The organism is Streptomyces sp. SL06, from assembly GCF_058244745.1.
The window spans coordinates 1337792-1360734 of sequence record NZ_JBSYOT010000002.1 but is presented as its reverse complement, the minus strand read 5'-3'; the positions used below and the strand labels follow the sequence as shown (position 1 = coordinate 1360734).

Here is a 22943-nt window from a genome sequence, read left to right as displayed (position 1 = left end):
GATAATTGGTCTTGTGGTGGGTCGTGGTGAGCTGACGGATGTGGCGTGGGAGCGGATAGCGCCGCTGTTGCCGGGTGTTGACGGGCGGGGGCGTCCGTGGCGGGATCATCGGCAGGTGATCAACGGGGTGTTGTGGCGGTTGCGGACGGGTGGTCCGTGGCGTGACCTGCCAGAGCGCTTCGGGCCGTGGCAGACGGTCTATGAACGGTTCGCCCGCTGGGAGGCGGACGGGACCTGGGCGCGCCTGCTCGAAGAGGTCCAGGTCCGCGACGACTCGGTCGGGGCCGTGGAATGGACGGTCTCGGTCGACTCCACGATCAGTCGGGCCCACCAGCATGCAGCCGGCGCCCGCAAAAAGGGGCGTCGGCGGGGGACGAACTGGAAGATCCGGAACGCGAGGCGGATCGTCAGGCGCTCGGTCGGTCCCGCGGTGGGCTGACCACCAAGGTTCACCTCGCCTGCGACGGCCGGGGCCTGCCTCTGGCCGTCCTCGTCACACCCGGCAACGTCAACGACTCGACAGCCTTCGAGGCGGTCCTGGACGCGGTGAGAGTGCCCCGGACCGGCGTCGGGCGGCCGCGTCGCAGACCCGACGCGGTCATCGCCGACAAGGCGTATTCGTCACGGGCGATCCGCCGGACGCTGCGTCGCCGGGGCATCCGGGCGGTGATCCCGGAAAGGGCTGACCAGAAGGCCAACCGGATGCGGCGCGGCCGGGCCGGCGGCAGGCCACCGGCCTTCGACCGTGGTCTCTACAAAGCTCGCAACGTCGTCGAACGCTGCTTCAACCGGCTCAAGCAGTTCCGGGCCATCGCGACCCGCTTCGACAAACTCGCCGCCCGCTACCGGGCCGGACTCCACCTCGCAGCACTCATCCTCTGGCTCCGCGAACCGCGCCAAGACCATTTGTCAGACACCCCCTAGCCGCCGTCGCGGGAACCCGTCAGCCACCCCTTTTGTCCCAGGAGGACCGAGACATGCTGGACATCGCCGAAGAGCTGCACCGGTGGGTCGGGCAGGGACGCGACTTCGCCGTGGCCACCGTGGTGGCGGTCGGCGGCAGCGCCCCACGACTGCCCGGTGCCGCCCTCGCGGTGGACGCCGGGGGCACGGCGATCGGCTCGGTCTCCGGCGGCTGTGTGGAGGGGGCCGTCTACGAGCTGTGCCGGCAGGCGCTGGACGACGGCGAGACCGTCGTGGAGCGCTTCGGCTACAGCGACGAGGACGCCTTCGCGGTGGGGCTGACCTGCGGCGGGGTCATCGACATCCTGGTCGTGCCGGTGCGGGCGGGGGACCCCGCCCGCCCGGTGCTCGCGGGCGCGCTGGCCGCCGCCGCCCGCGGGGAGGCGGCGGCGGTGGCCCGGATCGTGAGCGGTCCCGCGGAACTGATGGGCCGCGCGCTCACCGTCCGCGCGGACGGCTCACGCACCGGCGGTTTCGGCGCGCATCCCGGGCTGGACCGCACGGTGGCCGCCGAGGCGGCGGCCTTCCTGGACGCGGGCCGCACCGGCACGCTGGAGATCGGAGAGCAGGGCTCGCGTTGCGGAGCACCGCTCACGCTTCTGGTCGAGTCGTCGGTCCCTGCGCCGCGGATGATCGTCTTCGGTGCGATCGACTTCGCCTCGGCGCTGGTCCGGGCCGGCAAGTTCCTCGGCTACCACGTGACGGTGTGCGACGCCCGCCCCGTCTTCGCCACGCAGGTCCGCTTCCCGGACGCGGACGAGATCGTCGTGGAGTGGCCGCACGAGTACCTGCGGCGCACGGAGGTCGACGCGCGCACCGTGCTGTGCGTGCTGACCCACGACGCCAAGTTCGACGTACCGCTGCTGAAGCTGGCGCTGCGGCTGCCGGTGGCGTACGTCGGCGCGATGGGCTCCCGGCGCACCCACCTGGACCGCAACGCACGCCTGCGCGAGGTCGGCGTGAGCGACCTGGAGCTGGCGCGGCTCAGGTCCCCCATCGGGCTCGACCTCGGCGCCCGCACCCCGGAGGAGACGGCCCTGTCCATCGCCGCCGAGATCGTCGCCGCCCGCCGCGGCGGCACGGGCGCCTCCCTGACCGGCGCCCACACCCCGATCCACCACGACGGCCCCACGACACCGGCGCGGCGCATCGGCTCGGTGGCCTGACACCGGCGCCGCCCGCCACCGACGGGTCAGTCTCCTGCGAACGCCCCCGGAACGAGGCGGCTCGTGAAGCCACTCGCCACGAGCCGCTCGTACGCCCGGACGACTCCGTCCGGCACCTCCTGCGGGATCATGAACCCCTGAGCGGGATAGACCAGCAGGCGTTGCAGCGATCCGACGAGCATGTCGACGACCAGCCGTGCGTCCTGGACCGAGTCGACGTACTCGGGGAGCGCCACGGGCGTCGACGCGCTGACGAACTCGGCCTCCGGCCACAGCTTTCGGGCCGTCGCGTAGGCGCGGCGCTCCTCGTACGGCTTGCTGACGAGGAGCACGGAAGCCACGTCGACTCCATGCTCTTCCAGCAGTGCGCGGGAGAGGGCGATGTTCTCACCCGTGTTCCGGGCCCGCGGCTCGACGAGGATCGCCCCGGCCGGCACCCCCAGCTCCGTCGCCCGCTCACGGTAGTGCTCGGCCTCTCCGCGCGGCATCCGGTCACGGGTGGTGCGGCTGGTCGCCCCGGTGAAGACGATCAGCGGCATCATCCCCCGGTGGTAGAGACCGGCGCTCGTCTCCGCGACTCCGAGATCATGACTGCCGAGCCCGATCCCGACGGAGCACGGCCGCATCTCGTGCCCCATCCGCTGAAAGTCCCACAGCCGCTGAGCATCGTCCCAGTCCCGCACCGAGATCACTCGCTCTCGCCCTCCGGTGTTGCCGAGTCGGGAATCTTGAAGTCGTATGTCCATGAGGAAGCCCATCCGCCGGGTGCGGTCAGGGTGTTGTCCGGTGTCCAGCGAAGGGTCATGTCGGGCAGATTCTCCATGTTCCGGCGGCCGTCACTGGTGTCGCGCACGGTGAAGCCGTGATGTTCGTAGAAGGCGCGGGCGTCGGTGTTCTGCTCGAAGACGTGCAGGGACAAGCCGTCAGGGCTGTGCCGTCTGGCCTCGTCGAGCAGTAGTGTGCCGATGCCCTGGCGGCGGACGTCCGGTCTCAGATAGAGGTGTCCGAGCATGTCGCCTTCGAGGGCGGCGTAGCCGACGACCTCCGTGCCGCGCACCGCCACCCAGGTGCGGCACGTCCTGAGCAGCACGTTCCCGACCCACCGGGTGACCTGGTCGTGGCTGCGCTTCTGCGGGGGCAGGTACGGCATCGTCGTGACCCGAGAGGCCATGTGGATGCGGGCGATCACCGCCGCGTCTGCCGCGTCGGCGAGCCGGATCTCTGTCATGCCGGTATCGCTCCTCGGGTTCTGGTGGTCGTCCGCGTCTCGTGCCCTCCCGCCACTTCTCCCCGTGGCCCGGCACCCGCGCTATCGGGTCAGGGTCACGTTCGCGACCACGGGGCGGTGGTCCGAGGCCAGGGGCTCGTTGGGGACTTGGGCGCCGTGTACGCGTATGCCTTTGCCCGCCGTCACGTAGTCGATCCGGTTCACGGGGGCCTCGGCCGGATAGGTGCCGCCGGTGGCCGGGCCGGTGTCGCGCAAGTCGGACCACAGGGGCCGGAGTTCGGGTGCCGTGGGCTCGGCGTTGAAGTCGCCGAGCAGCAACTGCCGCGCACCGGGCCGGGTTGCCCGCTCCGCGGTCATGATGCGCCGTGTGTCGGCGACCTGCGCCGCCCGGACCGCCGGGTCGGCCCGGTAGTCGAGGTGGGTCACGAACACCTGCACCGGCACTCCGCGGACATCGAGTGTCACCTCGCCGAACCCGGGCGCGGGGGCCGGGACCGGGTTCTCGTCCTGCGTGGACAGGCGTGTGATCTCGTGGTTCGCCGCGGAACGGATCGGGAAGCGGGACAGCACCGCCACGCCGTACTCGCGCCGCGGGCCCCCGGCCTCCACCGGGTCGAGGCTGTAGATCGGCGCGAACGACACCCGCATGCCGAGCCGCCGCGCCAACTCCCCGGCCACGTCGAGTCCCTGACTGCGTGCGTCCCAGTGCACGTCGACCTCCTGGAGGCCGATCACATCGGCGTCGAGGGCGCGCAGCGCCGCCGCCTGCCGGTCGAGATCGAAGACGCCGTCCGATCCCGTCCCCGCGTGGATGTTGTACGTGGCGATACGCAGCGGGACCGGGTGCCCCGGCCCGGCGAGAGCGGGCGGCGCCGCCACGGCCACGGCCAACAGGGCGCCGCTCACGGACAGTCGGATGAAGGTACGCGCTCCGAAAGACATGCCGGCACGGTACGCGGGAAACGGCCGCGGCGTGCCGTGCGGCGCGGCCCCGACCGCGACCGTTGCCCCGTACGCAACCGGCGGTTCACGGTTGCCGCAGCAGCCGGTTGACCGCGCGGCCGAAGACATGGCGCCCCGCGCGGGCGAGGACACCGTCGAACACGGACGGCAGGAGGCGGACCCCGAGTTCCTCGCGCCACACCACACGGGTCCGGCCGCCGGGGCCCGGGTGGACCTCGATCTCGGCCCAGCCCCTCACCAGCCGGCCGCGCTTGTCCAGCCGGCACAGACCGGGGGTGCCGTCCTCCAGCGGTGGCCGCCAGACGGTCACCTCCATCGGGTCGGTGAAGGAGAGCGGGCCGGCTCCCGTACGGGCCACGACCACCGTGCCCTGCCGCGTGGGCCCCGGCGTGGTGACGGTCACCCGGGTCAGCGGCACGGAGTCACCGTGGCGCTGCCATGCGGTGAGCCGGCGCCACGCCTCGTCCAGGGGGAGCGGGGCGGTGCGTTCGAGCGAGAAGGTGGCCACGCGACGATCGTAGGCAACCGGGCCGGTCCCACGGAGCAGGCCACGGGGCCGTCACGGCAGATCGAACGCGAGTCCGAGGCGTCCGCCGGTTCTGCTCAGCCGACCCGCACGTGACGGTGAGGGACCCCGAGGACGACGACCCCACGCACACGTCCGGCTCCACCGGGCCCCGGCGACCGGCGGGGAGCCGCCCGTCCGTCCGGCACCCTTTCCGGACCAAGGAATCGGTCACAGCACGGCCGTATCAAGTCGTCCCGGAAGACGGCGAGATACCCCTGGCCGGTGGATCGGCTCCGGGAGGACGCGAAGCGGATGCCGGCCGCCACATCTGAGCCGAAGGCGACGACAGGCACATCGATATCGAGCGATCCGGCGACCGCGCGGCATGAACACCATCGACATCCGTCGGCCGGAAAACCGTTGGCGGGTCCGGCCGGCCCGTGGTGAAGATCCCGGCATGTCCAAATTCCTGGAAACCGACCGGCTCGTCCTGCGCGCGGTCACGACGGCCGACACCAACCACCTGCTCGCCCTGGACAACGACCCCGAGGTCATGCGCTTCGTCAACGGAGGCCGCCCCACCGGCCGCGAGGCGATCGAGACGAGGGTCCTGCCGCGGCTGATGCACGACTACCCGTGCTGGAAGACCCGCGGTTACTGGGCCGCGCGGGAGAAGTCCACCGGCACCTTTCTGGGTTGGTTCGAGTTCCGGCCGCTGGACGAGCACAGCCCCGCCGTGGTCGAACTCGGCTACCGGTTGAACCGGGCGGCATGGGGGCTCGGCCTCGCCACCGAGGGTTCCCGGGCCCTGATCCACAAGGGGTTCACGGACCTGGAGGTCGAGCGGATCACGGCGAACACGATGACCGTCAACACCCGTTCCCGCCGCGTCATGGAGAAGTCGGGCCTGTCCTTCGTCCGGGACTTCACCGGGGACTGGCCGGAGGCGATCGAGGGCTCCGAACACGGTGAGGTCGAGTACGGACTCATCCGGACCGAGTGGGAACAGCGGTGGTCGTCAACGACCCGAGGGCGCGGTCCAGGAGACGCTTGACGGCGGCCTCGCTCATGACGCCGTCGCACACGAGCCACGTTCGGCTCACACCGTGTTGGTGACGGTCACCGTCACCCGCGCGCCCGGCGCCGGTCCCGTCAGGGCGGTGGTCACCGACTCGTGCACGGCGCGGGCGACGGTCAGGGCGCGGTGGTCGCGGCGCACGACGATGCGGACGTCCACCTCCCACGGCGCCGCCCCGGAGGCCCGGGTCACCCGTACCCCCGCGGGCGTCCGGGGTGGGCCGGTGCGGGCGGAGCCGCGGAACAGGTCCGCGACCCCCGGCCGCAGGAAGGCGACGCCGGGCACCTCGGCGGTGACCCGCGCGACGGTGTCGGCGAGGGCGTCACGGCCCGTGGCGGCGGTCATCGCCGGTCTCCCTCGGCCACGTCCGCGTCCGCTCCGGCCGGCTCCGTCACATCGGTGATCCGTACGTCCACGCCCTCCACCGGCATCCCCAGTGCCTCGTCCGCGGCCCCCCGCACCCGCCGGCGGATCTCCTCCGCGAGCTGGTGGAGTCCGGGCGCGAGCGGTACGACGACCTCGAGCCGCACCCGTACCGGACCGCGCGAGGGACCGCCGTCGGCGGCCTTCGCGGGCCGGATCCGGCAGGATCCCGCACGCACGCCGGGGACGGTCTCGGCGGCGGCCCGCAGCGACTTGGCGGCCATCGCCTCGCGCACCCACAGATCCTCGTCCCGTTCCCCCAGCGGCAACGGCCGCCCCGGTCGCAGCTCCAGCCGGACCACCTCCATGACCCGCTCGGTCAGCGCCGCCGCGTCCCAGTCCGGCTCCCGCTCTCCCCGCGCCGCGTGCACCGCCGCGCCGAGCAGGTCCAACTGGCCCACGGCCGCCGCGCAGTACGGGCAGGCGCGCAGGTGCGGGTCGCCGGCGTCCTCCTCCCGGGCCCGCCACACCTCGGACAGCATCCGTCCGCAGGCCAACCGCTCGTCGTCGGCGGTGTCGTCCGCCGAGCCGGGATTCATCGCCATGCGGTCATCGCCTCCGTCAGGCAGCGTCGTGCGCGGAACACCCTGCCGCGGGCAGCCTGTTGGCTGATCCCGACCGTCTCCGCGATCGTCTCGTAGGGCAGGCCCTCCAGCTCTCTCAGCACCCAGCAGACCCGCTGCTCGGCGGAGAGCGTGGACAGCGACCGGCCCAGGGCCGCCGCGGCGGCGTGCGACTCGGCGGCCCGGGAGGGGGAGGCCGCGTGGTCGGGTGCGACGGGCTCGGGCACGCTGTCGAGGTCCGTCACCGGACGGCGGGCGCGCAGCATGTTCAGGCACCGGTTGACGACGATGCGGTGCATCCAGGTCGCGAACGCCGACTGGCCGCGGAACTCCGGGAGCCTGCGCCAGGCGCCGACGAACGCGTCCTGCACGGCGTCCTCCGCGTCGGACGGGCTCCCCAGCATGCGCGCGGCGAGCCGCAGCAGGCCGGGTGCGTGCCGGCGTACGAGCGCCTCGAAGGCGTCCTCGTCGCCCTCGGCGGCCCGCACCGCGAGCAGTCCGTCGTCGCCCGGCACGGGCGCTCCCTTCCGTCGTTCCCACAGTCCCCGCAGGGGTTCCCTTGTTGGACACGCCGACCACGCGCGGTGTTACGGGCGGAACCGGAAAAAGAAAAAGCCGCCCGTCCGCGTAACGCCGCACCGGTCCCGGGTGTCCAACAAGCAGCGAACACAACCGATTACGGCCGACGGAGGACAGCATGACGACGACTACCACACCCCAGGCAGCCACCATCGAGAAGCACGGGCCGACCGGCGCGGCGGGCGGCGCCCCCCGGAGCACGCAGGACGGCGCGACCACCGTGAGCGGCGGCGCCACCGGGGCCGGTGAACCGGCCGGCACCCGGGGACGCACCTCCATCGCCGATGTGGTGGTCGTCAAGATCGCGGGCACCGCGGCACGGGAGATCCCCGGCGTGTACGACATGGGCGGCGGCCTGTCCCGCACCATCGGCGCCGTCCGCGACCGGGTGCCCGGCGGCCGGCCCAACGTGGGCCGCGGCGTGAAGGTCGAGGTCGGCGAGCGGCAGACCGCGATCGACGTGGACCTGGTCGTCGAGTACGGCGTACCCATCGCCGACCTCGCCCGGGACGTGCGGGAGAACGTGATCGACGCCGTCGAGCGCATCTCCGGCCTGGAGGTCGTCGAGGTCAACATCACCGTCAACGACGTCCACCTGCCGGACGACGAGGACCCGGAGCGCCCGGTGGAAACGCGCGTGCAGTGACGAGTGGTTTCCTGCGGCGGAGGTGTCTGATGAGCAGATCGGTGATCGGCATGCTGGTGGGCATGGCCCTGGCCTTCGCCGGCTGGTTCGGCGGATTCGGGGCGTTCCTGCTGGTGGCCGCGCTGGGCGCGGTCGGCGGGATCCTGGGGCGTCTGATGGACGACGGCACGGACTGGCGCGAGTTCCTGACCCCCCGGGACCGGAGGCCACGATGACCGGGATGCCGGAGCCCGGCAGCCGCGACGGTACGGCGCCGGCCGACCGGGGCAGGACCGTCGTCGCCGACCGGGCCGTGCGCCGGATCGCGGAACGCGCCGCGACCGAGGCCGACCTCGCCGGGCGCCACGCGCACGCCGTGCAGGGCGCGGCGACGGTGCACGGCAGCCGGGCGGACGTGCGCGTCGACGTGCGGCTGCCGTACCCGGCGGTGCTCGGTGACGCGGGGGAGCGGGTCAGGGGGCGGATGGCGCGGCGGGTCGCCGAGCTGAGCGGGCTCTCCGTGCGGACCGCGACCGTCCGCGTCCAGTCGTTGACCGCGGACCTGGCGGCCCCGCCGCCGCCCCCGGCCGGCCGGGAACCGCCGGCCGGTCCCTCCCGGCGGCCCTGGTCGGCGCGCGGGGTGCCGGCCGTACTGGTCGCGCTGACGGTGGCGGCGGCGTGCGCCGTCCTCCTGTACGAGGTCCTGTCCGTCCACCTCGGCGGCCGGCGTCCGGCAGCCTGGCGCACCGGGACGGTCGACTGGCTGGCCACGCACGGCCCCGGCGACGCCCCGGTCGTCGCGGGCGGTGCCGTCGCCGCCGTCCTGGGCGTCTGGCTGATGTGGCTGGCGTTCACCCCCGGTCTGCGGAGCGTGCTCCCGATGGCGCCGGTGCCCGGTCAGCGCCGGCAGCGGGCGGTGCTGGAACGCTCGGCCGCGGCCGAGCTGCTCCGGGACGCCGCCGCTGCCGTACCCGGTGTGACGGCCGTCCGGGTGCGTTTCGGCAGGCGGCGCGTACGGCTGCGGGCCCGCCTCGGGTTCGGCGACCGGAGCACGGCCCGCGCCGCCCTCCACGCCACGACCGAGTCCGCCCTCGCCGCCCTCGACCTCACCCGCACCCCGAAAGCCCGCATCACCCTGCGCACCGAACCCCACTGGCGCCCACCCGGACCGCCGGCCGCGGACGACCCGGGCGAAGCGGACCTCCCGGCCGGCCGGCAACCGCCCGCGGGTCTCGACGCCCCGAAGGAGACCGCCTCGTGAAACCGTTGCGTGCCACGGTCAACCGGACGCTGCTCGCGCTGACCGGGATGCTTCTGCTGGGCGGCGGTGGATGGCTTGTCAGCGGTGGCCGTCCCGTCGCCGAGTGGCTGCCCGGAGGGTGGCCCGCCCCGGACTCCGACGCGGTGCTCCTCGACCGCCCCGGCCTCGCCGAACTGCGCGGCCACGAGTGGTGGACCCCCGCCGTCGTGGCCGCCGCGGTCTGCGCCCTGCTGCTCTGCCTCGCCTGGGCGCTCGCCCAGCCGCGCTCCGGCGGACGCCGTCGGCTGCCGCTGGCCGGCCAGTCCCTCACCCTGCGCTCCCGCGCGCTGGCCGACATCGTCGCCCGGCGGGCCGGAGCCACACCCGGCGTCGCACGCGCCCACGTCCGGCTGACCGTCCGCCGGAAGCGGTCGCGGGCCCGCGTCCGACTGGTACTGGAACCCGGCGCCGAACCCGGCCCGGTCCTGGACCGCCTCACCCACGGAGCCTTCGACGAGGCCCGCCACTCACTGGCCCCGCACCCCCTGGAAACCCGTGTCCGCATGGGCCTGCGCTCCCGTCGCGAACGCCGCGCGCGATGACCGCCCACCGGGACCGCCTCCGGTCGGATTCCCTCCGCGCACGGCTGGAGCCCCGCGTCGCTCTCGGCGTACGGTCCCGCCGCGCGCGTTGACCGGGCCCCCGGAATGCGTCCGGCCCGGGACGGTCCGCGAGCACCGCTGCCGCACCCGCCGGAGACCTACTCCCGCCGCGTGCGGTGACCGGGTCCTCGGAGCGTGTCGGGCCGGGATGGCCTGCGGTCAGGTCCCGTCCGCGTGCACCGCTACGGTGCCCGCTGCTCGCTGGAAACCCGTGTCCGCATGGGCCTGCGCTCCCGCCGCGAACGCCGCGCGCGATGACCGCCCACCGGGACCGCCTCCGGTCGGATTCCCTCCGCGCACGGCTGGAGCCCCGCGTCGCTCTCGGCGTACGGTCCCGCCGCGCGCGTTGACCGGCCCCCGGAATACGCCCGGCCCGGGACGGTCCGCGAGCACCGCTGCCGCACCCGCCGGAGACCTACTCCCGCCGCGTGCGGTGACCGGGTCCTCGGAGCGTGTCGGGCCGGGATGGCCTGCGGTCAGGTCCCGTCCGCGTGCACCGCTACGGTGCCCGCTGCTCGCTGGAAACCCGTGTCCGCATGGGCCTGCGCTCCCGCCGCGAACGCCGCGCGCGATGACCGCCCACCGGGACCGCCTCCGGTCGGATTCCCTCCGCGCACGGCTGGAGCCCCGCGTCGCTCTCGGCGTACGGTCCCGCCGCGCGCGTTGACCGGCCCCCGGAATACGCCCGGCCCGGGACGGTCCGCGAGCACTGCTAGCGCACCCGCCGGAGACCCACGTCCGCGTCGGCGCGCTCAATGGCCCGATACCCGGAACACCTCCCCGCCAGGACGATTGCGGACAGAATCCGTCCGCATGCACCGCTACCGTGCACCGCATGACGACCAAGGCAGCCACGACGGCCCCCGTGCTCGGCACCCGCGCCCTCAACCGCGCCACCCTCGCCCGGCAGTTGTTGCTGAGCCGTGCGTCGATGTCCGCCGAGGACGCCGTCGCGCACCTGGTCGGGTTGCAGGCCCAGAATGTGAGACCCCCGTACTACGCGCTCGCCGCCCGGCTCGAAGGCTTCGCGCCCGAGGACCTGTCCGCGCCGATGGCCGACCGCCGGGTCGCCCGCCTCGTCACCATGCGCTCGACCATCCACACCCACACCGCCGACGACTGCCTGACCCTGCGTCCGCTGGTACAGCCCGCCCGGGACCGGGAGTTGGGCACCTTCCGCAAGGGCCTGGCGGGCGTCGACCTCGACCGGCTCACTGTCCTCGCCCGCGAACTGGTCGAGGAAGAGCCGCGTACCATGCGGCAGTTGCGCGAGGCCCTGCTCGCCCAGTGGCCCGACGCCGACCCGCAGGCCCTGTCCGTCGCCGCCCTTTGCCTGCTCCCGCTCGTCCAGGTGACCCCGCGCGGACTGTGGGGACGCAGCGGCCAGGTCACGCTCACCACCGCCGAGCACTGGCTCGGACGCCCCGCGCCCGCGGCCCCGGCCCCGGCCCCGGACGACACCGTGCTGCGCTACCTCGCCGCCTTCGGACCCGCCTCCGTGAAGGACATGCAGACCTGGGCGGGGCTGACCAGACTCCGGGACGCCTTCGAGCGGCTGCGCCCCCGCCTCCTCACCTTCCGGGACCCGGGCGGCACCGAACTCTTCGACCTCCCCGACGCCCCGCGCCCCGACCCGGACACCCCGGCCCCGCCGCGCTTCCTGCCCGAGTTCGACAACGTGCTCCTCTCGCACGCCGACCGCACCCGCGTCGTACCGCCCGAGCACAAGGGCCGCACCTGGACGAAGAACGTCGCCCACCGCGTGCTGCTCGTGGACGGGTTCGCGGCCGGCCTGTGGAAGCTCCTGGACGACACCCTCGTCGTAGAGCCCTTCGACCTCCTCACCGAGCGGCGGCGGGACGAGGTCGTGGCCGAGGGAGAGCGGATGCTCAGGACGATGCACGCCGGGGCCGCGTACGCCGTCCGCTTCGGGACGGTACGCGGCTGACCCATGGAGAGGGGGCGTTGCGGGCCGCTCGTGGAGGCTCGCAACGCCCCCTGGTCTTGCACCTGAGTGGTACTCAGGAGATCAGGAGAGCCGCTGGGGCGGGGCTACGAGGAGACCTGCGCGGTCACCAGGTCCGAGAACGCGGTCAGCCGGGAGTAGACCCCGGGATAACCGGCTCGGGCGCAGCCCTCGCCCCAGGAAGTGATCCCTGCCAGGACGCCCCCGATGAGCAGGGGACCGCCGCTGTCGCCCTGGCAGGCGTCCACACCGCCGGAGGTGTATCCGGCGCACACCATGTCGCTCGCGACGAAGTCGGAGCCGTAGGAGCCGCGGCAGCTCGTGTCCGAGACGACCGGCACGGTCGCGGTCCGCAGCTGGTTGGAGGAGCTGCCGCCCTCCCGGGTGGTGCCCCAGCCGAGGACGCGGGCGGTGGCGCCGGCCGCGTAGACGGAGGAGTCCGAGGCGGAGACGTACGGGGCGGGCGTGTACGGCATCGGCGTCGACAGGGTCAGGACGGCCACGTCGGCGCCGTAGGTGACGTTGGAGTAGCCGGGGTTCACCCAGATCCGGCTGACCTGCGCGACCGTGCCGTCGGTGCCGTTGAGATAGGTGCGCCCGCCGACCACGCGCACACTGCCGGCGCTCTCGCCGGCCATGCAGTGCGCGGCCGTGACGACCTTGGTGGGGGAGACCAGGGTGCCGCCGCAGAACTGGTTCTGCGAGGCGTCCGTGATCTGCATGACGAACGGATACGCGCTCGCCGTGGTGGTCGAACCGCCGACGATCGGCTGCGGCGCGGCCACGGCGGAGGGAGCGGCAAGCAGCGCGGTCGCGGCGGCGCCGGCGGCGGCCAGCGCGACGACGGCCGACCTGGCGCGGTTGAGCCCGAACATGAGCCTCCTCAAGAGGTTGCCGGTGGGGGGCGCACGGGCGTGGGGGGTACACGGGGGTCTCGGGACAGACCCCCGTATGCCCGTGCGAGCGGCACGTGCTCACGCTAGAACCGGCGCCACGGACCGCCCAATGAGGGAACCCCCTAGGGGAGTCGGGCAGGGATAACCCTCGGTCCCGCACCGGCAAACCCCTGCCGCGCCCGGCCGGTGGATCCGCCCCGCCTCACTCGCCGCGCCCGCCCGCCGCCAGCCGGACGATGTCGACCCGGGAGCGGATCCCGAGTTTGCGGTAGACACGAGTCAACGTCGCCTCGACCGTCTTGACGCTGACGAACAGCCGGGCGGCGATCTCCCGGTTGGTCGCGCCCTCCATGACGAGCGCCGCCACCTGACGCTCCATCGAGGCGAGCCCCGCCAGCACGTCCGGCACGGCCGCCGGTGCCGGTGGCGGCCCGGCCGCCTGCGCCGCCACCGCCGCCTCCACCTGCCGCAGCCAGGGCAGCGCCCGGCAGCGCCGGAACAGCCGCGCCGCCTCGTCGTACGACGCCGCCCCCGGCGCCCGCCCCGGGCGGCCGGCGTGCAGCGTGGCCAGCGCGAAGGCCGTCCGCGCCTCCTCCAGGCCGTAGCCCAGCCCGGCGAGCCGCTCCCGCGCCGACGTCAACCGGGCGACGGCCGACCGGTGTTCACCGCGCGCCGCCCGCATCTGGGCCTCGGCCCGGTCCAGCACCGCGAGCACGCTCTCGCGCCCGAGCCGCAACGCGTGCGCGCGGGTCGCCTCGATCACGTCCTGGGCCTCGGCCGGCTCGCCGACCCGCACCAGCGCCTCCGCGAGGTCGCCCTGCCACCTGCCGCGCGCCGGATCGGTGATGCCCGCCCCGGCCTCCAGCTCCCGCACCCGGCGCAGCGCCCGCACGGCCGCCTCCGCGTCGCCCGACACCAGGCTCGCGTGGCCGAGCGCGGCCAGCGCCCGCGACAGGTACACGGCGTCGCCGTCCCCCTCGGCCCGCCGCACCGCCTCCCGCGCCAGCTCCAGCGCCCGCCGCCGGTCACCGCCCGCGGCCTCGGCGAGCGCGGCCTGCATCGCGCCCGCGCCCTCGCCGAGGCCCGCGTCGCGCGCCAGGGTCAGGCTCTCCCGGGACAGCTCAAGGGCCCGGCCGCAGTGCCCGGAGTGCAGCTCGGTCTCGGCGAGGAAACGCAGATAGTGCACCTCGCTCTCGGCCATGCCGCGCCGGCGCACCTCGCGCAGCAGCCCGGTGACGGCGGTCCGCGCCTCGGCCAGCCGGTCGCTCATCACCAGCCACCGGAACCGGGACGAGCCGGCCCCGTTGTGATGGCACGCCACCCGCGGGTCCTGCGGCTCCTCCAGCGCCCGCCGGATGGTCGCCGGGGCGTCCGGATGCCCCATCAGGGTCTCCGCCTGCGCCTGGAAGGCGAGCGCGAGCAGCTCGCTGCGCCGGTCCCCGGCCCGTGCCGCCAGCCGGGCCGCGTGCGCGGCCTCCTCCCGGCCCTGCGCGAAGTCGCCCTGCACCACCAGGCCGCGCCAGGCCAGCTGATAGTGGACCAGGGCGAGCAGCCGGGGGTCTTCCCCGGCGTCGGCCAGGGCCTGCGGGAAGACGGCGTCGACCTCGCCGATGGCCTGCCCGGCCGCCTCGATCACCACCATCCAGGCCCGTACCCGCTCGCCGGGCGCGGTGGCCCGGGTCAGCACCTCGTGGGCGATGTCCCGGGCGAGGTCGGGCTCACCCGCGGTGATCGCGTCCTCGGCGGCCGTCAGCCGGCGCTCGTCGGGACCGGGCGCGCTGTCGGCGGGGGTGTGCCGGGCGGCGAGCAGCCCGAGCGAGGCGGCCACCGACGGGGCGCCGCGGTCCCGGGCCAGCGCGGCGGCCTCCGCCAGCCGGGCCGCCACCCGCGGGTCGGTGCCGGTGGTCGCCAGGGCCAGGTGCCGGGCGCGTTCGATCGGGTCGGAGGCCGCCGTGGACAGCGCGGCGTGCGCGGCCCGCCGCTCCGGCGCGGGGGCCTCGGCGTACAGCGCGGCCGAGATCAGCGGATGCGCGAACCGAACGGTCGGGCCCTCCGGGTCGGTCGCCAGCAGCCCCAGCCGGGCCGCCTGGGCGGTCTGCGCCTCGGCGTTCTCCCGGCCGGCCGCGTGCAGCAGGGCCGGGGTGGGGCGGGCGCCCGCGCTGGCCACCAGGAGGGTGCGGCGCGCCTCGTCCGACAGCATCTCCAGACGGGACAGGACCAGGGCGCGCAACGAGGTCGGCACCGGCAGCGGCTCGCCCGGCCGCGGTGCGGCGGGGCTCTCGGCCAGGGCCCGGCCCAGCTCCAGGGCGAACAGCGGATTGCCGCCGCTGGTGCGGTGGATGTCGCGGACCGTGGCCCGGGACAGGCCCGGGTAGCCGCGTTCGTCGAGCAGCGTCGACACCTGGGCACGGGTCAGCGGGCCGAGGCGGATCGCGCGGGTGTCGGGAGGGGACGCGCGTAGATGACGGTCGTATCGAGCGCCCTCCGTTTCCGGCCCGTCGGTCCGCACCGCGCACAGCAGCCGTACCGGGATGTCGCCCAGCCGGCGGGCGGCGAAGCCGAGGAGTTCGGCGCTGGCCGGATCGAGCCACTGGAGGTCGTCGGCGACGACGAGCACGGGCCCCCGGGCGGCGAGGGCGCGCAGGGCGGACAGCACGGCCAGGCGCAGCGCCAGCCCGTCGCGCTGGAGCGTGGACTCGCCGCGGCCGGTGAGCGCCGACTCCAGCGCGGTGCGCTGGGCGGCGGGCAGCGCCTGCGACACCTCGTCCACGACCAGGCCCATCAGGTCGGCCAGGGCGAGGAACGGAAGATGCGATTCGGACTCGGTGGCCGAGCAGCGCAACACGGTGTGCGCCGTGGGGGCGTATTCCGCGGCGAGCGTCCGCAGGACGGTCGACTTTCCAATTCCGGCGGGCCCGTGCAGCAGCACACTCCCGCCCCTGGTGAGCTGCTCACGCGCCGCCCGGAACGACTCCTCCCGCCCGATGACCAGGTCGGAGCGGCACCCGGCAGACTCCGCGAAGTCCCGTCGCACGGACCGCTCCCCTCCGATGTCGTGTCCCGGCCAATATTAGGCAACGGCCCATTGAATAACGGAGGTACGCCGAAGTGAGGGAAATAACAAAAGGACGGCGCCGAATACAAAGTCCTCCGGAAAATCACCGGATCCGGCGCGGGCTACGGCAGCCACCCCGTCCGGCGGGCCGCCGCGACCGCCTCGCCGCGGGTGCGGGCGCCGAGCTTGCGCATGGCCGAGCGCAGATAGCTCTTGACGGTCTCCGCGCCCACCCCGAGCCGCTCGGCGGCGGCCCCGTTCGTCGCGCCCGCGGCCACGCAGGCCAGCACGTCCACCTCGCGCGGAGCCAGCCGGGGTCCCTGGCCGGGGCCGCCGCGCGCCGCCAGCAGTCCGCACGCGCACAGCAACTCCTCCCGCAGCGCGGGGTCCGCGATCCTGGGCGCCAGCGCCCGCAGCGCCGCGTGTGCCTCCCGCACCTGCTCCCAGGCCGCGGCGTCCGCCGGGACGGGCGACGGACGGGGCCGGGCCGACGCCAGCAGCTCACCCGCCTCCTCGCGCAGCAGCAACGCCTGCTCCACGTCCCGCGCCGCCTCCACGGCCGCGCTCAGCGTGCGGTCGCCCAGCGGCTGGGCCGTGCGCAGGGCGCCGTAGAGCACGCCGCGCACCCGGCGCCGTACCACCACCGGCACCGCCACCACCGAACGCAGGCCCTCGGCGGCCACGGGCAGGTCGTACTCGTGGCTGATCTGCCGGGAGACCGAGTAGTCCGTCACCGCGCACGGCCGCGACAGCGCCACCGTCTTGCCGCCCAGGCCGTTGCCCGAGGTCACCGCGAGGGCGCTGAGCGCCGCCGTGGACGTGCCGCTCAGCTCACTGATGCGCACATGGCGCCGCCCGGACTCCACCAGCCCGCCGAAGGCGACCGGCAGCCCGGTCCCGCGCCGCAGCCGCAGCAGCGCGCTGCGTATCTCCACCACATCGGCCCCGTCCACCATCACCACTCGTTCCGCCCTCTCTCGCGCCCGTCCCGGGACGCACACCCCCTTTCGGGGGTAGTGAGACCTGCATCACGGATTACACGATGGATGAGAGCCGCCCGGCAAGGTCCGGCACAGAGGAGGACGGATGACGACGGCCACGGAGCTGTTCCGCAGCGCACGGGACTTTCTGCTGGAACACCGCGACGACTACACCACCGCCTACGAGGGCTTCACCTGGCCCCGCCCCGCGCACTTCAACTGGGCGCTGGACTGGTTCGACGTCATCGCCGAGGGCAACGAGCGCACCGCACTGCACCTCGTCGAGGAGGACGGGTCCGAGGTCCGGGTCTCCTTCGCCGAGATGTCCGCCCGCTCCGACCGGGTGGCGAACCGGCTGCGAGCATGGGGCGTCGGCCCCGAGGACCGCATCCTCGTCATGCTCGGCAACCAGGCCGAACTCTGGGAGACGGCGCTCGCGGCGATGAAGCTCCGCGCGGTCGTCATCCCGGCCACCCCGCTCCTCGGCCCCGCCGACCTGCGCGACCGCGTCGACCGCGGCCGGGTGCGGCACGTGATCGTCCGCGCCGAGGACACCGGCAAGTTCGCCGACGTACCCGGGCGCTACACGCGCATCGCGGTCGGCGGCACCACCGCGCCCGGCTGGCTGGCGTACGAGGACGTGCACGCCGCCTCCGACGTCTTCACCCCGGACGGCCCCACCGCCGCCGACGACCCGCTGATGCTGTACTTCACCTCGGGCACGACCGCCCGCCCCAAGCTGGTCGAGCACACCCACGTCTCGTACCCGATCGGGCACCTGGCGACCATGTACTGGATCGGGCTGAAGCCCGGCGACGTCCATCTGAACATCTCCTCGCCCGGCTGGGCCAAGCACGCCTGGTCGAACCTGTTCGCGCCGTGGAACGCCGAGGCGACCGTCTTCCTGCACAACTACAAGCGGTTCGACGCGACCCGGCTGATGGCCGAGATGGACCGGGCCGGCGTGACCACGTTCTGCGCCCCGCCGACCGTGTGGCGCATGCTCATCCAGGCCGACCTGACGCGGCTGGCCACCCCGCCGCGCGAGGCCGTCGCCGCCGGTGAGCCGCTCAACCCCGAGGTGATCGAGCAGGTGCGCCGCCTGTGGGGCGTGAGGGTCCGGGACGGCTTCGGCCAGACCGAGACCGCCGTCCAGGTCTCCAACAGCCCCGGCCAGATCCTCAAGACCGGCTCCATGGGCCGCCCCAGCCCCGGCTACCGCGTCGAACTCCTCGACCCGGTCACCGGCGCCCCCGGCGCCGACGAGGGCGAGATCGCCCTGGACCTGTCGCACCGCCCCGTCGGCCTGATGACCGGCTACCACGGCGACCCCGACCGCACCGCCGAGGCGATGGCCGGCGGCTACTACCGCACCGGCGACATCGGCGCCCGCGACGAGGACGGCTACCTCACCTACGTGGGCCGCGCCGACGACGTGTTCAAGGCCTCCGACTACAAGATCTCCCCGTTCGAGCTGGAGAGCGTCCTGCTGGAGCACGAGGCGGTGGCCGAGGCGGCGGTCGTGCCGGCCCCCGACGAACTGCGGCTGGCCGTACCGAAGGCGTACATCGTGCTGGCGGCGGGCTGGGAGCCGGGCCCGGACACGGCGAAGGTGCTCTTCGAGCACTCCCGCGAGACGCTCGCCCCCTACAAGCGCCTGCGCCGCCTGGAGTTCGGCGAGCTGCCCAAGACCGTCTCCGGCAAGATCCGCCGCATCGAGCTGCGCGAGGCCACCGCGGCCGGTTCCGCCGACGAGTACCGCGAGGAGGACTTCCGGTGACCGCACAACCGGCGCGGCCGGCCCCGCCCTCGTATGCCCACGGCACCAGCACCACCCCGCTCCTCGGCGACACCATCGGCGCCAACCTCGACCGCGCGATCGCCGCCCACCCGGGCCGCGAGGCCCTGGTCGATGTGCCCTCCGGACGGCGCTGGACGTACGCCGAGTTCGGCGCCGCCGTCGACGAGGTGGCGCGCGGACTGCTGGCGAAGGGCGTCACCAAGGGCGACCGGGTGGGCATCTGGGCGGTCAACTGCCCCGAGTGGGTCCTCGTCCAGTACGCCACCGCCCGCATCGGCGTCATCATGGTGAACGTCAACCCGGCCTACCGGGCGCATGAGTTGGAGTACGTGCTGCGGCAGTCCGGCATCACGGTGCTGGTCGCCTCCCTCGCCCACAAGAGCAGTGACTACCGGGCGATCGTGGAGCAGGTCCGCGGCAGGTGCCCCGCGCTGCGCGAGACGGTCTACATCGGCGACCCGTCCTGGGACGCGCTGACGGCGGGGGCGGCCTCGGTCCCCCGGGAGCGGGTGGATCTGATCGCCGCCGAGCTGAGCTGCGACGACCCGGTGAACATCCAGTACACCTCCGGCACGACCGGCTTCCCGAAGGGCGCCACCCTCTCCCACCACAACATCCTCAACAACGGCTACTGGGTGGGCCGTACGGTCGGCTACACGGAGCAGGACCGGGTGTGTCTGCCGGTCCCCTTCTACCACTGCTTCGGCATGGTCATGGGCAACCTGGCCGTCACCTCGCACGCCGCCTGCATGGTCATCCCCGCCCCGTCCTTCGACCCGAGGGCGACGCTGGACGCGGTGCGCCGGGAGCGGTGCACGTCCCTGTACGGCGTCCCGACCATGTTCATCGCGGAGTTGAACCTCCCCGACTTCGCCTCCTACGACCTCACCTCGCTGCGCACCGGCATCATGGCGGGCTCGCCCTGCCCGGTGGAGGTCATGAAACGGGTGGTCGCCGAGATGCACATGGAGGAGGTCTCCATCTGCTACGGCATGACCGAGACCTCCCCGGTCTCCCTGCAGACCCGCATGGACGACGACCTCGAACACCGCACCGGCACCGTCGGCCGCGTCCTGCCGCACCTCGAGGTCAAGGTCGTCGACCCGGTCACCGGCGTGACCGTGCCACGCGGCGACACCGGTGAACTGCGCACCCGCGGCTACAGCGTGATGCTCGGCTACTGGGAGGAGCCCGAGAAGACCGCCGAGGCGATCGACCGGGCCCGCTGGATGCGCACCGGGGACCTCGCGACGATGCGCGAGGACGGCTACGTGGAGATCGTCGGCCGCATCAAGGACATGATCATCCGGGGCGGCGAGAACATCTACCCGCGGGAGGTCGAGGAGTTCCTCTACGGCCATCCGAAGATCGCGGACGTCCAGGTGGTCGGCGTACCGCACGAGCGCTACGGCGAGGAGGTCCTCGCCTGCGTCGTCCCACGCGATACGGCCGACCCGCTCACGCCGGAGGAACTGCGGGCGTACTGCGACGGCCAACTGGCCCACTACAAGATCCCCAGCCGCCTGGAGAACGTCGACTCCTTCCCGATGACCGTCTCGGGCAAGGTCCGCAAGATCGAACTGCGGGAGCGCTACAGCGCCTGACCCGCGACGGCGGTGCCCCGACCGGTCCCGGGGAGCACCGCTCGCAAGAGCCGGGCCGGTGTGTGCGTTCAGTCGGCCGTGGCGTCCAGCGTCACGGCCGACGCGTTGACCGGGCGCGGCACGCCCGTCGGGCCGAGGACGAAGAGCGGGACGCCCAGCAGATCGGCGCGGGCGCGGGCGTCCTCGGCGTACCCGGCGACCGAGAAGTGGACGCACCGCGCCGACTCCGCCATGGCCGTCAGCCACAGGCACTCCACGTCCCGCACCGAGGCCGGGTCCGCCGTCGGGTCCACCTGGACCACGATGCCGGGCGCGGCCAGTCCGATGCCGGTCAGCGGACGCTGATCGGCGCGGCGCACGTCACGGTGGCCCAGCCCGCGCAGATACAGGACGGCGGCGGTGACCGCGTCGCGGGCGGTGCGGATCGGGACGGCGCGGTGGGCCGGTACCCGTGATCCGGGAGCGCGCCCTGAGCGGCCCGTGGCCGCGCGGTCCACCGGTACGCACAGCACCGTCCCGCACGGGCAGCCCAGCTCCGGCCGCGGCCACCGGCTCTCGTTGCCGCAGACCGCGCAGCGCACGCCGATCCACTCCTCGTCCCACGCCCGGTGGGTGACCGCGGTCGCGGTCCCGCGCGGGTCGAGCGCCGGGGCGACGGGCGCCCCGCACGCGCAGGGATACGACGGTGCCGTGTACCGGTGCCGGCGCCCGCAGGCGGTGCAGCACACCGAGATGGTCTCGGACATGGCCCCCATGGTCCTCCCTTGACGCCCCTTGGCCACCCCCTTACATTACTTCCAGATCGTAGAAAACAAATTCCACTATACGGAAATTGCTGGCCGGAGCAGGAGTACTCGATGGCTCGTATGACCGCTGCCCGAGCGGCAGTTGAGATTCTCAAGCGCGAGGGCGTCACCGACGCGTTCGGTGTGCCGGGCGCGGCGATCAACCCCTTCTACGCGGCGCTCAAGGCGGCCGGCGGCATCCGGCACACCCTCGCCCGCCATGTCGAGGGCGCCTCGCACATGGCCGAGGGCTACACCCGCGCCCGTCCCGGCAACATCGGCGTCTGCGTCGGCACCTCGGGACCGGCGGGCACCGACATGATCACCGGCCTGTACTCGGCGACCGGCGACTCCGTCCCGATCCTGTGCATCACCGGACAGGCACCCACCGCCGTGATCCACAAGGAGGACTTCCAGGCCGTCGACATCGCCTCCATCGCGGGCCCGGTCACCAAGACGGCCGTCACCGTCCTGGAGGCCGCGCAGGTCCCCGGCGTCGTCCAGCAGGCCTTCCACCTCATGCGCTCCGGGCGCCCGGGACCGGTCCTGATCGACCTGCCGATCGACGTGCAGACGACGGAGATCGAGTTCGACCCGGAGACCTACGAGCCGCTCCCGGTCTACCGGCCCGCCGCGACCCGCGCCCAGATCGACAAGGCGCTCGGCATGCTCAACGCCGCAGAGCGCCCGCTGATCGTGGCCGGCGGCGGGGTGGTCAACGCCGACGCCGCCGATCTCCTCGTGGAGTTCGCCGAGCTGACCGGCACCCCGGTCGTGCCGACCCTGATGGGCTGGGGCCTGCTGCCCGACGACCACGAGCTGAACGCCGGCATGGTCGGCCTGCAGACCTCGCACCGCTACGGCAACGCGACCTTCCTGGAGTCCGACTTCGTCCTCGGCATCGGCAACCGCTGGGCCAACCGCCACACCGGCCGGCTCGACGTCTACACCGCCGGGCGCACCTTCGTGCACGTCGACGTTGAACCGACCCAGATCGGCAGGATCTTCGCCCCGGACTACGGCATCGCCTCCGACGCCGGCGCCGCGCTGTCACTCTTCGTCGAGGCGGCCCGGGAACTGAAGGCCGCGGGCCGGCTCCCCGACCGCTCCACCTGGGCCGCCGCCGCGCAGGAGCGCAGGGCCGCTCTCCAGCGCCGTACGCACTTCGACGACATCCCGATCAAGCCGCAGCGCGTCTACGAGGAGATGAACAAGGCCTTCGGACCGGAGACCCGGTACGTCTCCACCATCGGCCTCTCCCAGATCGCCGGCGCCCAGATGCTGCACGTCTACCGTCCGCGGCACTGGATCAACTGCGGCCAGGCGGGCCCGCTCGGCTGGACCGTCCCGGCCGCCCTCGGCGTGGCCAGGGCCGACCCCGAGGCCCCGGTCGTGGCGCTCTCCGGCGACTACGACTTCCAGTTCATGATGGAGGAACTGGCCGTCGGCGCGCAGCACCGGATCCCCTACGTCCACGTCCTGGTCAACAACTCCTATCTGGGCCTGATCCGCCAGGCGCAGCGGGCCCTCGACATCGACTTCCAGGTCAAGCTGGAGTTCGAGAACATCAACTCGCCCGAGCTGGGCGTCTACGGCGTCGACCACGTCAAGGTCGCCGAGGGCCTGGGCTGCAAGGCGATCCGGGTGACCGACCCGAACGAACTGGGCGCGGCCTTCGAGCGGGCCAAGAAGCTCGCCGCGGAGCACCGGGTGCCGGTCGTGGTCGAGGCGATCCTGGAGCGCGTCACCAACATCTCCATGTCCGGCACCAACGACATCGGCGACGTGGTGGAGTTCGAGGAGATCGCGACCGAGCCGGGGCACGCCCCGACCGCGATCCGGACACTGAAGGTCTGAC

The 22943-nt window shown here is 73.6% G+C and carries 22 protein-coding genes; 11 read left to right on the top strand and 11 right to left on the bottom strand.

Annotated elements, in window-relative coordinates:
• Positions 1–16 precede the first annotated feature (16 nt).
• A protein-coding gene (locus AC4IHM_RS06020) for an IS5 family transposase (RefSeq protein ID WP_490870743.1) occupies positions 17–924 on the top strand; the annotation gives its coding sequence in 2 pieces (ribosomal slippage) (positions 17–362 and positions 362–924; 909 coding nt in all).
• A gap of 53 nt (positions 925–977) precedes the next feature.
• Entirely contained in the window at positions 978–2129 is a 1152-nt protein-coding gene (locus AC4IHM_RS06015; protein ID WP_490866046.1) for an XdhC family protein, read from the top strand.
• 26 nt (positions 2130–2155) lie between these two features.
• Here AC4IHM_RS06015 and AC4IHM_RS06010 read toward each other — a convergent pair whose 3' ends face one another.
• From AC4IHM_RS06010 to AC4IHM_RS05995, 4 genes are all read right to left on the bottom strand, one after another.
• A complete protein-coding gene (locus tag AC4IHM_RS06010) occupies positions 2156–2821 on the bottom strand; it encodes a YdcF family protein (RefSeq protein WP_490866045.1) in 666 nt (221 codons plus the stop codon).
• Positions 2818–3357 carry a GNAT family N-acetyltransferase gene (locus AC4IHM_RS06005; RefSeq protein WP_490866044.1) on the bottom strand — a complete coding sequence of 180 codons (540 nt, stop codon included), beginning with the start codon at positions 3355–3357 and terminating at the stop codon, positions 2818–2820. Before AC4IHM_RS06005 ends, AC4IHM_RS06010 begins: the two co-directional genes overlap by 4 nt.
• Before the next feature lie 81 nt (positions 3358–3438).
• Positions 3439–4299, bottom strand: a complete 861-nt coding sequence (locus AC4IHM_RS06000; RefSeq protein WP_490866043.1) for an endonuclease/exonuclease/phosphatase family protein — start codon at positions 4297–4299, stop codon at positions 3439–3441.
• Positions 4300–4384: 85 nt separating this feature from the next.
• Entirely contained in the window at positions 4385–4828 is a 444-nt protein-coding gene (locus tag AC4IHM_RS05995; RefSeq protein ID WP_490866042.1) for an SRPBCC family protein, read from the bottom strand.
• Between the two features lie 457 nt (positions 4829–5285).
• Between AC4IHM_RS05995 and AC4IHM_RS05990 the strand changes: the two genes are divergently transcribed.
• Positions 5286–5882, top strand: a complete 597-nt coding sequence (locus tag AC4IHM_RS05990) for a GNAT family N-acetyltransferase (protein WP_490866041.1) — start codon at positions 5286–5288, stop codon at positions 5880–5882.
• A gap of 45 nt (positions 5883–5927) precedes the next feature.
• On the opposite strand, the gene AC4IHM_RS05985 is transcribed toward AC4IHM_RS05990, so the two are convergent.
• Genes AC4IHM_RS05985 through AC4IHM_RS05975 form a run of 3 tightly spaced genes read right to left on the bottom strand, consistent with a single transcriptional unit; the run spans position 5928 to position 7407 of the window.
• The gene (locus AC4IHM_RS05985) at positions 5928–6251 is read right to left on the bottom strand and encodes an Asp23/Gls24 family envelope stress response protein (protein ID WP_490866040.1); all 324 of its coding nucleotides are present in this window, start codon (positions 6249–6251) and stop codon (positions 5928–5930) included.
• Positions 6248–6874: an Asp23/Gls24 family envelope stress response protein gene (locus tag AC4IHM_RS05980; protein ID WP_490866039.1), complete on the bottom strand. Its 627-nt coding sequence runs from the start codon at positions 6872–6874 to the stop codon at positions 6248–6250. Before AC4IHM_RS05980 ends, AC4IHM_RS05985 begins: the two co-directional genes overlap by 4 nt.
• The gene (locus tag AC4IHM_RS05975; RefSeq protein ID WP_490866038.1) at positions 6865–7407 is read right to left on the bottom strand and encodes an RNA polymerase sigma factor; all 543 of its coding nucleotides are present in this window, start codon (positions 7405–7407) and stop codon (positions 6865–6867) included. The genes AC4IHM_RS05980 and AC4IHM_RS05975 overlap by 10 nt, the downstream gene beginning before the upstream one ends.
• Positions 7408–7589: 182 nt before the next feature.
• On the opposite strand from AC4IHM_RS05975, the gene AC4IHM_RS05970 reads away from it, so the two are divergent.
• From AC4IHM_RS05970 to AC4IHM_RS05950, 5 genes are all read left to right on the top strand, one after another.
• A complete protein-coding gene (locus AC4IHM_RS05970) occupies positions 7590–8117 on the top strand; it encodes an Asp23/Gls24 family envelope stress response protein (protein ID WP_490866037.1) in 528 nt (175 codons plus the stop codon).
• A 29-nt stretch (positions 8118–8146) separates the two neighbouring features.
• On the top strand, positions 8147–8332 hold the full coding sequence (locus AC4IHM_RS05965; protein WP_490866036.1) for a hypothetical protein: 186 nt from the start codon (positions 8147–8149) through the stop codon (positions 8330–8332).
• Positions 8329–9357, top strand: a complete 1029-nt coding sequence (locus AC4IHM_RS05960) for a DUF6286 domain-containing Asp23/Gls24 family envelope stress response protein (RefSeq protein ID WP_490866035.1) — start codon at positions 8329–8331, stop codon at positions 9355–9357. Before AC4IHM_RS05965 ends, AC4IHM_RS05960 begins: the two co-directional genes overlap by 4 nt.
• Positions 9354–9938: a hypothetical protein gene (locus AC4IHM_RS05955; RefSeq protein WP_490866034.1), complete on the top strand. Its 585-nt coding sequence runs from the start codon at positions 9354–9356 to the stop codon at positions 9936–9938. The genes AC4IHM_RS05960 and AC4IHM_RS05955 overlap by 4 nt, the downstream gene beginning before the upstream one ends.
• 895 nt (positions 9939–10833) lie before the next feature.
• Complete coding sequence (locus AC4IHM_RS05950) at positions 10834–11946, top strand: winged helix DNA-binding domain-containing protein (protein WP_490866033.1); 1113 nt, start codon at positions 10834–10836, stop codon at positions 11944–11946.
• Between the two features lie 104 nt (positions 11947–12050).
• Here AC4IHM_RS05950 and AC4IHM_RS05945 read toward each other — a convergent pair whose 3' ends face one another.
• The 3 genes from AC4IHM_RS05945 to AC4IHM_RS05935 form a co-directional block, all read right to left on the bottom strand.
• Positions 12051–12839: a S1 family peptidase gene (locus tag AC4IHM_RS05945; RefSeq protein WP_490866032.1), complete on the bottom strand. Its 789-nt coding sequence runs from the start codon at positions 12837–12839 to the stop codon at positions 12051–12053.
• A 223-nt stretch (positions 12840–13062) separates the two neighbouring features.
• Positions 13063–15894, bottom strand: coding sequence for a helix-turn-helix transcriptional regulator (locus tag AC4IHM_RS05940; RefSeq protein WP_490866031.1), 2832 nt, complete (start codon positions 15892–15894; stop codon positions 13063–13065).
• A 143-nt stretch (positions 15895–16037) separates the two neighbouring features.
• A complete protein-coding gene (locus AC4IHM_RS05935) occupies positions 16038–16871 on the bottom strand; it encodes a helix-turn-helix transcriptional regulator (RefSeq protein WP_490866030.1) in 834 nt (277 codons plus the stop codon).
• A 130-nt stretch (positions 16872–17001) separates the two neighbouring features.
• On the opposite strand from AC4IHM_RS05935, the gene AC4IHM_RS05930 reads away from it, so the two are divergent.
• Together AC4IHM_RS05930 and AC4IHM_RS05925 are read left to right on the top strand one after the other, a co-directional pair.
• Positions 17002–18675 carry an AMP-binding protein gene (locus AC4IHM_RS05930; protein ID WP_490866029.1) on the top strand — a complete coding sequence of 558 codons (1674 nt, stop codon included), beginning with the start codon at positions 17002–17004 and terminating at the stop codon, positions 18673–18675.
• Entirely contained in the window at positions 18672–20300 is a 1629-nt protein-coding gene (locus AC4IHM_RS05925) for an AMP-binding protein (protein WP_490866028.1), read from the top strand. Before AC4IHM_RS05930 ends, AC4IHM_RS05925 begins: the two co-directional genes overlap by 4 nt.
• Positions 20301–20368: 68 nt before the next feature.
• Here the strand turns inward: AC4IHM_RS05925 and AC4IHM_RS05920 are convergent, their stop codons facing one another.
• Entirely contained in the window at positions 20369–21055 is a 687-nt protein-coding gene (locus tag AC4IHM_RS05920) for a hypothetical protein (RefSeq protein WP_490866027.1), read from the bottom strand.
• 102 nt (positions 21056–21157) lie between these two features.
• Between AC4IHM_RS05920 and gcl the strand changes: the two genes are divergently transcribed.
• On the top strand, positions 21158–22942 hold the full coding sequence (gene gcl, locus AC4IHM_RS05915; protein ID WP_490866026.1) for a glyoxylate carboligase: 1785 nt from the start codon (positions 21158–21160) through the stop codon (positions 22940–22942).
• The last annotated feature ends 1 nt before the right edge of the window (position 22943 follow it).

What these genes read in the sequence shown, in the direction of transcription:
- AC4IHM_RS06015 (WP_490866046.1), top strand. Translation starts at nt 978, where the DNA reads ATGCTGGACATCGCCGAAGAGCTGCACCGGTGGGTCGGGCAGGGACGC.
- AC4IHM_RS06005 (WP_490866044.1), bottom strand. Translation starts at nt 3,357, where the DNA reads ATGACAGAGATCCGGCTCGCCGACGCGGCAGACGCGGCGGTGATCGCC.
- AC4IHM_RS06000 (WP_490866043.1), bottom strand. Translation starts at nt 4,299, where the DNA reads ATGTCTTTCGGAGCGCGTACCTTCATCCGACTGTCCGTGAGCGGCGCC.
- AC4IHM_RS05990 (WP_490866041.1), top strand. Translation starts at nt 5,286, where the DNA reads ATGTCCAAATTCCTGGAAACCGACCGGCTCGTCCTGCGCGCGGTCACG.
- AC4IHM_RS05985 (WP_490866040.1), bottom strand. Translation starts at nt 6,251, where the DNA reads ATGACCGCCGCCACGGGCCGTGACGCCCTCGCCGACACCGTCGCGCGG.
- AC4IHM_RS05980 (WP_490866039.1), bottom strand. Translation starts at nt 6,874, where the DNA reads ATGGCGATGAATCCCGGCTCGGCGGACGACACCGCCGACGACGAGCGG.
- AC4IHM_RS05970 (WP_490866037.1), top strand. Translation starts at nt 7,590, where the DNA reads ATGACGACGACTACCACACCCCAGGCAGCCACCATCGAGAAGCACGGG.
- AC4IHM_RS05965 (WP_490866036.1), top strand. Translation starts at nt 8,147, where the DNA reads ATGAGCAGATCGGTGATCGGCATGCTGGTGGGCATGGCCCTGGCCTTC.
- AC4IHM_RS05960 (WP_490866035.1), top strand. Translation starts at nt 8,329, where the DNA reads ATGACCGGGATGCCGGAGCCCGGCAGCCGCGACGGTACGGCGCCGGCC.
- AC4IHM_RS05950 (WP_490866033.1), top strand. Translation starts at nt 10,834, where the DNA reads ATGACGACCAAGGCAGCCACGACGGCCCCCGTGCTCGGCACCCGCGCC.
- AC4IHM_RS05945 (WP_490866032.1), bottom strand. Translation starts at nt 12,839, where the DNA reads ATGTTCGGGCTCAACCGCGCCAGGTCGGCCGTCGTCGCGCTGGCCGCC.
- AC4IHM_RS05935 (WP_490866030.1), bottom strand. Translation starts at nt 16,871, where the DNA reads ATGGTGGACGGGGCCGATGTGGTGGAGATACGCAGCGCGCTGCTGCGG.
- AC4IHM_RS05930 (WP_490866029.1), top strand. Translation starts at nt 17,002, where the DNA reads ATGACGACGGCCACGGAGCTGTTCCGCAGCGCACGGGACTTTCTGCTG.
- AC4IHM_RS05920 (WP_490866027.1), bottom strand. Translation starts at nt 21,055, where the DNA reads ATGGGGGCCATGTCCGAGACCATCTCGGTGTGCTGCACCGCCTGCGGG.
- gcl (WP_490866026.1), top strand. Translation starts at nt 21,158, where the DNA reads ATGGCTCGTATGACCGCTGCCCGAGCGGCAGTTGAGATTCTCAAGCGC.